General features: G+C 36.9%; 11 protein-coding genes. 10 read left to right on the forward strand and 1 reads right to left on the reverse strand.

The genetic code is table 11. The annotated features are described in order from the left end of the window. The 9 genes from GWJ01_RS12020 (at position 1) to GWJ01_RS12060 (ending at position 8,904) form a co-directional block, all read left to right on the forward strand. Positions 1-333: a phage tail protein gene (locus tag GWJ01_RS12020; RefSeq protein ID WP_023582503.1), complete on the forward strand. Its 333-nt coding sequence runs from the start codon at positions 1-3 to the stop codon at positions 331-333. Next, on the forward strand, positions 330-1,079 hold the full coding sequence (locus GWJ01_RS12025) for a phage minor tail protein L (protein ID WP_161711128.1): 750 nt from the start codon (positions 330-332) through the stop codon (positions 1,077-1,079). Before GWJ01_RS12020 ends, GWJ01_RS12025 begins: the two co-directional genes overlap by 4 nt. A 5-nt stretch (positions 1,080-1,084) precedes the next feature. Further along, the gene (locus tag GWJ01_RS12030) at positions 1,085-1,792 is read left to right on the forward strand and encodes a C40 family peptidase (RefSeq protein WP_161711144.1); all 708 of its coding nucleotides are present in this window, start codon (positions 1,085-1,087) and stop codon (positions 1,790-1,792) included. Between the two features lie 90 nt (positions 1,793-1,882). Beyond that, positions 1,883-2,383 carry a hypothetical protein gene (locus tag GWJ01_RS12035; RefSeq protein ID WP_161711129.1) on the forward strand — a complete coding sequence of 167 codons (501 nt, stop codon included), beginning with the start codon at positions 1,883-1,885 and terminating at the stop codon, positions 2,381-2,383. 56 nt (positions 2,384-2,439) lie between these two features. Beyond that, entirely contained in the window at positions 2,440-3,033 is a 594-nt protein-coding gene (locus GWJ01_RS12040) for a tail assembly protein (protein WP_237585717.1), read from the forward strand. Positions 3,034-3,052: 19 nt separating this feature from the next. Beyond that, positions 3,053-6,484 carry a host specificity protein J gene (locus GWJ01_RS12045; protein WP_161711130.1) on the forward strand — a complete coding sequence of 1,144 codons (3,432 nt, stop codon included), beginning with the start codon at positions 3,053-3,055 and terminating at the stop codon, positions 6,482-6,484. Beyond that, positions 6,484-6,846: a hypothetical protein gene (locus tag GWJ01_RS12050; protein WP_202611207.1), complete on the forward strand. Its 363-nt coding sequence runs from the start codon at positions 6,484-6,486 to the stop codon at positions 6,844-6,846. The genes GWJ01_RS12045 and GWJ01_RS12050 overlap by 1 nt, the downstream gene beginning before the upstream one ends. A 1-nt stretch (position 6,847) precedes the next feature. Further along, positions 6,848-7,462 carry a hypothetical protein gene (locus GWJ01_RS12055; RefSeq protein ID WP_098943252.1) on the forward strand — a complete coding sequence of 205 codons (615 nt, stop codon included), beginning with the start codon at positions 6,848-6,850 and terminating at the stop codon, positions 7,460-7,462. Positions 7,463-7,512: 50 nt separating this feature from the next. Further along, positions 7,513-8,904 (forward strand): phage tail fiber protein, encoded by a 1,392-nt coding sequence (locus GWJ01_RS12060; RefSeq protein ID WP_161711131.1) that lies wholly within the window; start codon positions 7,513-7,515, stop codon positions 8,902-8,904. Between the two features lie 1,249 nt (positions 8,905-10,153). Here the strand turns inward: GWJ01_RS12060 and GWJ01_RS12065 are convergent. Then, positions 10,154-11,380: a tyrosine-type recombinase/integrase gene (locus tag GWJ01_RS12065; RefSeq protein WP_161711132.1), complete on the reverse strand. Its 1,227-nt coding sequence runs from the start codon at positions 11,378-11,380 to the stop codon at positions 10,154-10,156. 462 nt (positions 11,381-11,842) lie between these two features. Here GWJ01_RS12065 and GWJ01_RS12070 point away from each other — a divergent pair, with 462 nt between their 5' ends. Next, complete coding sequence (locus tag GWJ01_RS12070; RefSeq protein ID WP_109401479.1) at positions 11,843-12,178, forward strand: hypothetical protein; 336 nt, start codon at positions 11,843-11,845, stop codon at positions 12,176-12,178. Positions 12,179-12,541: the final 363 nt, after the last annotated feature.

Here is a 12,541-nt window from a genome sequence, read left to right on the forward strand (position 1 = left end):
ATGGAAACATTCACTTGGTGTCCGCGTGTAAATCCGACTGAAGATGTCTCTTACAACACAAGGAAAGTCAAGTTTGGGGATGGTTATGAACAAGTTTCTGGCAATGGTTTAAATTCACGCAGTCAGAAATGGTCAATGGAGTTTGTGGGTGATGAAAATTATATTTCAGCTATTCGTCACTTTATTGATAAACACGCAGGAATAAAGTCATTTTTCTGGAAACCGCCTCTTGAGCCACTTGGATTGTATCGTTGTGATGAACACAAACTCATTCCGAACGGTGCAGGAAATTACACCCTTTCTTTGGTTTTTATTCAGGCATTTAAATCATGATCACAGCCGATTATCAAAAATTAGAGCCGGGCAATACTGTCCGGCTTTTTGAAGTTGATGGTACAGAATTTGGTGTTCCTAATATTCTGAGATTCCATGCATACAATATTCCCATCACGGAAGAGGAAATGCAAAAGGCTAAAGGAGAAATAGAGGCTAAGTCCATTTGGTGGCAAGGGAATGAATATGGGGCATGGCCAGTTCAAATAGAAGGGTTAGAGTCCTCTACAACGGGATCTAGTGCTAATCCTAAATTGTCAGTGGCTAATTTAGATAGCTCAATAACCGCATTATGCCTGCATTATGATGATATGTTGAAAGCAAAAGTGGTTATTCACGATACACTTTCTCATTATCTCGATGCAGAAAATTTTAGTGATGGAAATGCTTCTGCAGATCCTACCCAAGAGCGAGTGTCTGTCTTTTATATTGATAGTAAAAGTGCAGAAATAAATGAATTTGTTGAATTTACACTGGCGAGTCCAATGGATTTACAAGGTGTGATGATACCTACTCGGCAACTACATTCAATGTGTACGTGGTGTTTACGTGGGCAATATAAATCGGGAGATGGGTGTGATTATGCAGGGCAAAATGGTTATTTTGATAAACAGGGTAATCCTGTTGACGATCCATCACTAGATAAGTGCAGTGGTTTATTGAAAACGGGGTGTGTACCGCGATTTGGTAAAAATAATCCTCTTCCTTTTGGTGGCTTTGTCGGAACCTCATTGTTACGGAAATAATAATGATGCAAAAGAAAATACGAAAGGCGATATTTTCTCATGCAAAAAAGGAATATCCCAAAGAAGCATGTGGCGTTATCGTACAAAAATCCAGAGTAAAGACATATTTACCTTGCGTAAATGTAGCTACAACACCTCAAGAACACTTCGTTATTTCTCCTCAAGAATATGCATTATGTGAAGACCAAGGCGTCGTTATTGGTATTGTTCATAGTCATCCAGATGCCACGACTCAACCTTCTGAGTTAGATCAGGCTCAATGTGATGCACTGGGTATCCCTTGGTATATTGTCAGTTACCCCGAGGGGGATTTTCGTGAAATTCTTCCTCGAGGCGAACTTCCTCTTATTGGCCGTCCATTTGTACTTGGTTTTACGGATTGTTGGGGCCTAATAATGAGTTATTTTAAGCAGACACATAATATTGTATTACCTGATTATCGTGTTGATTATCCGTGGTGGGAGCAAGGTGAGGATCGCTATATGGATAATTGGCAAGAAGCGGGGTTTGTAAAAGTAGAAGGTGAACCACAAGCAGGTGATATGGTTGTTATGCAGGTTCAATCCAATGTTGCAAATCATGCCGGTATTATTCTGGATGATGGTATGTTGTTGCATCACCTTTATGGGCGATTAAGCCAACGAGTTCCTTATGGTGGTTATTGGCGAGATAGAACAATTATTATATTGCGTCATTTATCATTAATTAAATAAAAAGTATTTATTTCTATATTTGCCTTTCATTCTTATTATCAAATTATTAACATGTTCACGTTTAATTATAAAAACTGATATGGAGTGATAATGAAAAAATTTGGTTTTTTTACATTTGCTATTGGTGTTATCAGTATAATTATCGGATTGATAATATTAATGAATATTAAAACGGAATATGATTCTGTTAGATTATTTCCTAATGCAGTAGTTTCTATGTCCATCGGTTGTTTTTTAACTTTAATAGGCTCTATTTTTGCAGGCTGTGGCGCTATTGTTGAAGAAATTAGAGGAGGTAAATCATCTCTTACTAATAATCAACAAATAAATAATCAATCAATTGAAAGTGAATTTTTTGATATAGGTAAATGGTCTGCTTCTAATTTTGTTATTAGAGGAAGTGATGGACTGAAATTTGATGAAGAAGCAGTAACTAAATTTGTCGAAGAAATGAAAAAATCAAAACCTGCATATAACGGAGCACAGTTAATAGCATTTTATAAGATGGATATAAACGCTATAACAAACGGTTTTCCAGAATCATTAAGATCAAAATTTACTGAAGATTTTGAAAATAAAGTAAATCATTAATCATTCAAACATCTTAAATATAACCCGCCAAGTGCGGGTTTTTTTATGGAGTTTTTATGCAAGAAGAAAAAATGGTAACAATAGAGTTAAGCGGAATATTAGGCAAAACATTTGGTAAAACTCATCAGCGCATAATTACGACAACATCAGAAGCAATCAGAGCACTTTGTTGTACCTTAAATGGATTTGAACAGTATTTAAATACCAGTAAATCACGTGGATTAACATACGCTGTATTTAAAGGGAAAAAGAATATTGGTGTTGATGATCTTAATTTCCCGATATCAGAAGAAATTATTCGTATCGTTCCCATTGTGATGGGGAGCAAAAGAGGTGGTGTTTTTCAGACTATTTTTGGTGCCGTCCTTGTTGCTGCCGCTATATGGCTACCTTGGGGTTCCGCATTATGGGCCAGTAACCTTTTATTTGCTGTTGGCGCATCAGTCGCTATTGGCGGTGTTATTCAAATGCTTTCACCTCAACCGAAAGGTCTTGCAATGCAAGATCAGGGCGAAAACAAACCTTCGTATGCATTTGGCTCTCCTACTAATATCGTTTCTCAAGGTTACCCTGTGCCAGTGCTGTATGGCGAAAGAACTATTGGTGGTGCCATCATTTCTGCCGGTATTTATGTAGAAGATCAGCAATAAATCTATTTGGAATAATCTAATGAGAAAAACAATTCACGGTCAAAAAGGGGGCGGTGGTAGTCCTCGTGTGCCTGTTGAGCAACCTGATGATTTACAATCTATTGCTAAAGCAAAGTTACTCATTGCCTTGGGTGAGGGAGAGTTTGCAGGAGAGTTAACGGCACAAAATATCTTTCTTGATGGCACACCGTTAGAAGACACTGAAGGAAATGCAAATTTTAGTGGTGTGACGTGGGATTTTAGACCAGGCACACAAGCACAGACTTATATTCAAGGATTACCTAGCGCTGAAAATGAGATCAATGTTGGTTCAACGATTTCGAGTAAAACACCGTGGGTTCACACATTTACCAATTCACAATTATCGGCTATTCGGGTTCGTCTAAAGTGGCCTTCATTATTCAAGCAAGAAGATAATGGGGATTTGGTGGGTAATGAAGTTAAATACGCCATTGATTTACAAACTGATGGTGGTAGTTGGAAAACCGTTATTGATAGTGCTGTGAAAGGAAAAACGACATCAGGTTATGAGAGAGCACACAGAATTGATTTACCTGAATCGACAACATCATGGTCACTACGTGTTAGAAAAGTCTCTAATGATGCTAATAGCAGTAAAATTGGTGATACGGTTGTTTTGCAAAGTTACACTGAAGTCATTGATGCTAAATTCACCTATCCTCATACAGCGTTACTTTATATTGAATTCGACTCTAAACAATTCAACGGCTCTATTCCGCAAATAACGTGCAAACCGAAAGGACGCATAATCCGAATACCTTCAAATTACAATCCTATTGATCGCACCTATGCGGGTGTGTGGGATGGTTCCTTTAAATGGGCATGGACCAATAATCCCGCATGGGTTTTCTACGATATTGTCATCTCCGATAGATTTGGTCTTGGACAACGAATAAATCAACAACAGATTGATAAATGGGAGTTATACCGTATAGCGCAGTATTGTGATCAATTGGTACCCGATGGGAAAGGTGGTGATGGCACCGAACCTCGTTATGTCTGTGATGTTTATGTGCAAGATAGAAATGAAGCGTATAACGTGTTACGTGACTTTGCGGCCATCTTTCGAGGAATGACCTATTGGGGGGGCGGTCAGATTGTGACATTAGCGGATATGCCTCGTGATATTGATTATAGCTATACCCGAGCCAATGTGATTGATGGCAAATTTATTTATTCAAGCAGTAGCAGTAAAGAAAAGTATTCCACAGCATTGGTTTCGTATTCAGATCCGCAGAATGGATATGCTGATGCAATGGAGCCAGTGTTTGAACCTGATTTAGTTTCTCGGTTTGGGTTTAATCAATTAGAAGTTACCGCAATTGGTTGCACCCGACAAAGTGAAGCAAACAGAAAAGGGCGCTGGGGAATACTGACAAACAATAAAGATAGAATGGTGACATTCTCTGTCGGGTTAGATGGGAACATTCCGCAACCTGGTTACATTATCGCTGTTGCTGATGAACTATTGTCAGGAAAAGTCACTGGCGGTCGAGTGAGTGCCATCAATGGCAGAAATATCACGTTAGATCGTGTTGCAAGTGCTGTGAGTGGTGATCGTTTAATTCTCAATCTTCCTTCAGGGCAATCGCAAGCAAGAACGATACAAACAGTATCAGGGAAAGTGATCACGGTTACAACGGAGTACAGTGAGACACCAGAGACAGAATGCGTTTGGGTTGTCGAATCAGAAGAGCTGTATGCACAACAATATCGCGTTGTTAGTGTTACAGAAAATGAATCTAATCAATTTACTATTACCGCCATTCAGCATGATCCCAGTAAATATGAACATGTTGATTCTGGCGCATTGATTGATGAAAGGCCCATTAGTGTTATTCCTCCTAATAACCAGCAAGCCCCGAAAAACATTGTCATCGACTCTTACTCCATTGTAAGCCAAGGCGTTAGCATTGAAACGATGCGAGCACAGTGGCCACAAGTTGAAAACGCAATCTCTTATGAAGCGCAATGGCGTAGAAACGAAGGTAACTGGGTCAATATGCCTCGTAGCTCCATTAACTCTATTGAGGTTCCTAATGTTTATTCCGGTCGATACTTAGTCCGTGTTCGAGCCATTAATGCTTCTGAGATCTCAAGCGGATGGGGATATTCTGAAGAAAAAACGTTAACCGGAAAAATAGGAAATCCACCAAAGCCGGTTAACTTTAGAGCGTCACCATTAGTCTTTGGCATTAAGTTAGACTGGGGATTTGGTGAAAACACCAGTGATACATTAAAAACTGAAATTCAGTACAGCAAAACGAATGATGGTGAAGGCCTGATGTTGTTATCTGATGTTCCTTACCCATCTAAAACCTATGAAATGGCGGGTTTGTCGGCAGGAGTGGCTTTTTATTTTAGAGCAAGGCTGGTGGATAAAACAGGCAATCAATCTGAGTGGACTGAGTTTATTCGGGGGGAATCGGAGTTTGATGTAGGTACGATATTGCCAGAGCTTGATGGGCACTTCATGTCATCAGAAGCCGGTCGGCAACTCAGTGAACGCTTGGGTTGGAATGCTGAGACAGCAATTATTCTTAGTAATGCTGACTCTCAACTATCACGCAGTTTGTTAGTGAAACACGGTCAATCACAAGCTGGGATCAAAGAGCTATGGCAAGTTCGTGCAACGGATAACGAAGCATGGGCGCAGGAAGTTAAAGAAATTTACTCTGCGGTTGGTGATAACACGTCTTCAATTAAAGAGACTCAAACGTCAATTACTGAGCTAAATAAAGCTTTCAGTCAAACAACTACGGAGATCCGCACAGAGTTAAAAACAACTAACCAAAATTTAGCTGACACCAACCAGAAGTTAGGCAATACAGATAAAGAAGTTGGTCGTATTCGTGCTGATGTTACGACGAATAAAGAGGCAATATCTGAAACAAATAAAGCTATGGCTAAATCAGAGGAGCAAGTGCAAGCCCAATTCGGCAAACAGCAGGGCATGATTAACCAAAAAATGCAGGCCGAGTTTAGTCAAACGGGCGACGGTGTTGTCACGCACTCAATCAATATCACGATTGTTCATAACAACGTGAAATATAACGCAGCAGGACAAGTTATTAGTGCTCAAGTTAAGAATGGCAAGCTTGAAAGTTTTATAGGCTATAACGCTAATAATTTCGCGTGGTATAACCCAGTAAACGGCAAGATGGAACTGTTTATGGCGGTTAAAAATGGACAGCTATTTGTTAGAGAGGCATTTATTGGTGATGCCACTATCACCAGTGCAAAAATTGCTGATGTATTGCAATCAACTAATTTCAGCAATGATAAAAAAATTGGCTATCAATTAAATATGCGCACAGGGGAGGAAATAAAATATGGAAATAACTCGCAGGGCTACTGGATTGAAACAAACGTATTAAAACGCTTGTTTGATAAAAACGGCACAATGCGGATCAGAATGGGGATGTGGTAATGGGGATGGGATTAGAAATTTATGATGAAAAAGGGCGGTTAATTATTGGTGAAGATACTATCATTCCTCGTTATTTAGGAAAGTTTGATTTGCCATTATCACAGTATGGTTCATTGATTATTCCTGAAATTTCATATGGTGGGGAAATAGTTTGCCACTTTTGGATCCGTTATCGCTCTATATTCTCTAACTCATTCCACAAGATGGGGCCAAATGAACGAACTAGTTATTCAGTGAGCGGGACTACGTTAAATTATCGTTGTGATTATAACGTTTATCGATGGGAGCAAAATGGAGGGGGAGGTGGGCAAACGCAGACAAATGATAGTTTTTCAAATCATGTAGTTGTATGGGCGGTGTAATATGATTGGTGCTGAAATATACACAAAAAATCGCTTAACTCAATTCACAGATAGTTTGGAGACGATGTGTGTTTTAAAGAAACTTCTTCCGTCTGAGGTAACGACAGCATCAGGCCCTTATGATGAGTTTCCCATTATTTATGCACTGAGTGGGCAGTGGTTAGTAGCGCCCATATCTAAAGTCGAAATTCCTACACATGGTGTTGGTTTTGAGGTGTATGACGCTGACGGTAAAGTAAAATTTTCATCATTGGCTAAGCTTGTCGCATTTGAAAAATATTATGATGTAAATATGGATTCTGCGGGTAAGGGAAAATTTCGAATTAATGGTAAAGCAGGGCATCGATATGGAATGATTCAAACGCGATCTCTAAGTTATTATCACAATACAAACATACGTAGTTATATTGATCCGGTCACTTGGGATGAGGTTTGGGCATTTAACAGATATATTGAACATTATGTTGTTATTGATGATTTAGGGGGGCTAACTTTTGAGTACAAATATGAATTTCTGGGTGAAGAAGATGGTTGGATTAGTATGCCACCCAGTAGGGAGGGCTCCGGATTAATGCAACAGGGTCTAATGATAGACGTTTCAATGCTCGAAGACTAAATACCGCATATTGCGGTTTTTTTATATCTAAATTCCAGGAATAAATAAAAATGATATACACAACAGGCACAGTCTCTACTGTGTCAGGGTCTGCTATTGTCAAAGGCACTGGCACTAAATTTAAAAATAATAATCCAGCCATTAATATTGGAATGACTATTTTAATTAAATCGGGGAATACTAATATTCCCTACATGATTAAATCCGTTAATTCCGACACTGAATTAGTATTAGCACAACCGGCATTAGCCACAGCAACTAACACAGCATTTTCAATTCATATCACTGAACCTGATAATAACAGCGACGCAGCTAGAACTATGGTCGCTATTAATAGTTATGTTGAGTATTTCCTTGATGCAATGAACACATGGATGACTCAAACTGGGCAGACAAAAATTGAAATGCCAAATGGTGAAGTTGTCACTCTCGATAGTATTAAAAAAATGCAGGGGGATATACAAAATAAGGCCGATAAATCAACGACAGCACTTCAACTATTTTCGGGTGGAGTGAGAGCTCCTTATGTAGATGCCATTCAAGGAAGTGATTATTTTGGTTTGAGGGCATTTAATAACATCCCATCGTTTTATGCTTCATTTAATGGAAAGGGCTATAACATAAATGTGCCAATCAAACAGGGTACAATGATGCTGGTTGGAGATTATGGTATCGGTGGGATCGCTCCAAGAGTCACTAATGATGAATTAAAAGGTACTCTATTCAGCCAATTTATGGCAATGGGAGCAGGGAGTGATTCAAATCATTTCGGTAGTTATGGTGGTGGTATATCAATAAAGCAGAGTGAAGATGCATCACTTCGAATGTTCGTTACGGGGAATGCTGATTTTATTGCTGAATATTATAGTAAAGGTGCAAATGTTGTTAGAAGTAACACAATGTGGGGAACTAGGAATACCACAACGGACCCTCAAGGGTTCATCAAAAAAGCTTCTCCAATCGTTAACATCAACTCCGATGGCACATTCATAACTAACGACGAATCAGAAGGCGCTACGGTTACTCGAGTATCTCAGGGTGAATATCTTATCGAAGGTGTGCTGGGTTTTAACTCAGATGCAGGATGGGGCGGTGTTGATGGCGGTATTGAAATTCCACTCGATGTAAATAAACAACCACTTATTTGGGTTAACTCTGAAGTTAATAAAGACGGTTCTATTCTCGTTAAAACGTATCACCGCACTCATCCTAATGCACCTAAGTTCGCCCGTAATGATATTGACAGCTATAATGATGGCGACCCAATTGATATCCCTGATGGTCGTTTTATTTCTGTTCGTGTACAGATGCCAGAGCAATCAATCTATAACGTGAGAATGCGTGAGATGGAAGAAGCGCAGAAAGCGGAAGAGGAACGCAGACAAAAAGAAGAGGAGATGAAAGCACAATTCGGGTTAGGTGAAAATGAAATACTATTATGATAGATGTATTATGATGAAATGAATTTTGGGTTTCATTATGGTTTATTTTTATTTACTTTTTATAGTGAAAATATTCACATATCTTATGTATACATAAGATTATTAATATATTAGCTCCCCACTCTTGAAGTGGGGTTTCTTTATTATCAATAAATTCTATCAAAATCTTCATCATTACTATCCAAAAAACAATTGAAGCGTTCTGATTCATTAGATATTCTAAAACATTTTTTCAATACATTTGCATTTCTATCATGTGTATTTTGGTATTGAATTTTCTCGCTCGGGGATAGTTCTGAATAAATAACTCGTTCTTGACATCCAGTGGAGAGTAATGACGTTAGTAATAATAAAGAATATCTCATGTTTTTATTTCTTTTAAATATTTAATAATAAATTGGTTAAAGATATAACCGCTATATCTAATAAATAGAATAACTATTAATTTTGTTCTTTACAAGTTATTTTAAATTAAAAATATAATTGGTTTTGTTTTCATTTTTACAACATTAAATTTAATGTGGCGTCTTTATTTTTTACTTATTAGTACATTGTTTACCTTCACCTTACATTCTTGAACAGCTTTAAATAAACTATTCATGTATTTATTAGCTTCATCAGATCCTCTTATGTATTCTTTTGTGTATAGTAAATCTTCTTTTTTTATATCTTTTAATTGTTCTTCATATAAACAATTACACATCTCACTCGTATAGATGGCATCATTTATGCATCTTTCGATATAGTAGTTATTTGCGTAACAATTACTAATTATCATCCATGATAACATAATGTTAATGAGGTGTTTTTTCATAAATTACCTTTGTTGTATTATGAGTTATTATATATATATTTATTTTATCACGTTGGGATAGTAACGGTAAACAATATCTTTTTTACATAACAGGAACAAGGTGTTAGTTCTTAGAAGAAGAGTAAAAACATAATACTTTTTTAAATTATCTTTTTGTCTTTTTTATATATATTGTATAACGATATTGAATTATACTTTGTTTTATATTGGGTTTAGTTTAGTAAAATATTATTTAAATTGGTTTTTATGGGTAAAAGGGACTTTATTTTAATTAATAAATCAGTAAAGTGATTCATCGGTGGGGGATATATCGTTATAAAAACATCTCAAAAATATGGATTATGATTATCTAAGAATTATTTAGAGTTAATAAAAATTAGCCTCATATGAGGCTTTGTGATTACTTGTATCTATGATAATGAATAGTATGGAATACTACTCTTCTTTTATCGATGATAGTTTTTCACACCATGCATCAAGCGTTTCTCGTTTTTCTCTTAAATAATCATACCTGTCATAATGTTTCTGAGAAACGCCGGGTCTTTTATGGTTTTGTACCATATCCCTTAACTCAGAACTAATCCCCATCTCTCCAGCCAATGTTTTAAATGTTCTTCTTACATCTCTAGGCGTGAATTTATCAAACTCATTTTTCTTACAAAATTTATTTAATTGTTTAGCGTATTCAGATGTTAATAGATGTCCTTCTTTAGTATCAGCAGGGAAAAGATAATTAGATGTTGGATACAATAGCTCTTGGATATTAAGAATATCAATGGCAGGTTGAACCAAAGGGATCACATGATAATCGCCTGTTTTTGAAATGTGGGGTGGAACCGTTAATGTATTGTTCTTTTTATCCCAATTGTCGCGAGTATTAGCCAGAATTTCCCATGGTCTTTGTCCCGCGGAATAAACGCAAAATAGAAATAGACGCGCATAATCTGAGTTAATAGGGCATTCGATGGTGGGTTTATTGAATAGCTCTAATAATAGCTTCAACTCATCCCATGATAGAAATCTATCTAACGCTTTATCTGCACCTTTTTGTCTAGGAACCACAGTGACAGGATTTCGTTCCAATCCATAAATAACACGCTCGTTTATTTTTGCTGGATCATTATCGGCAAACAAACCGAAGTTGAATACCGTATGTAGGTTTGCTCTTACTTTGTTTGAACCAGCCAAAGCACCTCGGGAGATAAATTCAGAAAGTATTCTTTTTATATGATCTGGAGTCACATCTTTTGCAGGCATAGAGGCATCAATATGTTTACTATCTAGAACCTGATTTAGTCTGTTTTGAGTTTTATCATATGAACGTTTGCCTTGTCGTTTCTGATCTTCAATGTAGTCATCAAAAAGCTGTTTTACTGTGGCGTGTTCATATTTAATTTTCTCAGGGGATGATGATTCTGTAGCTGCTGCTACGGATTTTACTGCAGCATCTGCTAGTGATAAATTAGGGTAATCACCAAGCGATATAAATTTCTCTTTTCCATCTTTGAAGTAGCGGTAGACGAAAATTTTTCTTCCTGATGGATATGTTTTTACACCAAGGCGTCCGGTTCCTCTAGTCGCTGATGCTTGCCAAGTATAATACGCAGATTTCTTTGGTTTCAGTCCTCGTATTTTACTATCAGTCAGTAATACGCTAGCCATAACTAATTTCCATTTACGGGTTGTTTGCGGGTCAAGTAACGGGTCAAGTAACGAAGAAATGATATGAAACTAGCTGAAATCATGCAAGGTATATAAATCCTTATAAATCAAAAAGATGAAATCTTGTGAAATTATATAAAACCCAATGAAATCAGTATGTAACGCCCTTCTAAGCCGTAGGTCACAGGTTCGAATCCTGTAGGGCGTACCATTTAAAATCAAGCAGTTATTCTCCTTTAAATTCAACTAGATTTCCTCCTTGTGTCATGTTTGTGTCGTTATCATTAAAACGCCATCAATTTTGCACGCATGCTCTGTTTTCTATTAGGCTATAATCGGGCAGTAGCGATCATGTTTTTTATACGACAAAAAAGACCTGCATCAACACGATGATGATCTTGATTAAGTCATTTATTGATAACATTAATGGATTGAAAACATAAAAAAATAATATGGTTATGTATGTTAATCCCATTTTTCGGTATGACTAAGGATGAGTCTGATGTTGTTTACACTCCTTTAGAGTTATTGGAGATGACCGTTGCGAATAAAATCCCAGATAGCAAAACGCCCATTTTGGATAAATCTGATAGTTCTAAAATATTATTTACTGAATGCAAATCAATAGCGAAGACCGTAATTTCTAATTTCAGTAATGCTTACCCAACAGTGATTGACGTTGATAGTGGAACATACTTTAAAGTAAGAATCGGATCAGTAAATGAGGTGTTTATCCTAGAGTGCGTTAATGGTGAAAAACGAGTTTACAGGGCTAAATATAAACCCAAAAGTAATTAGTTTTTATGTGGAATAGCTGATTATTTGCAGAATAATAATGATGATTTTCGGACACGTTAGAAAACCCATAAAAGCGAGATGGATAGCGACAAAAATAAACGTTGAACCCTGACAAATCTTAACATTTTTTAATGCCAAAAACCTAAGGGATCCTAAGATTATTACTGGGGAGATATTAACAATTGTAAACGTTTGGATGATAATATTTGATAACGTATTTCCATGAATGCCATTTCACGAAACCTTATGTCATTGATATTTTACTACTAGCCAAAACTAGTCTTGCTACTTCATAAAACTTCAGGTTGAAATTAATTATCTCTACAATATATGATGTACTAAAATGATTAGATTAATAATTTA

The sequence above is a fragment of the Proteus sp. G2618 genome (genome assembly GCF_009915995.1).
Classification (GTDB): domain Bacteria; phylum Pseudomonadota; class Gammaproteobacteria; order Enterobacterales; family Enterobacteriaceae; genus Proteus; species Proteus terrae.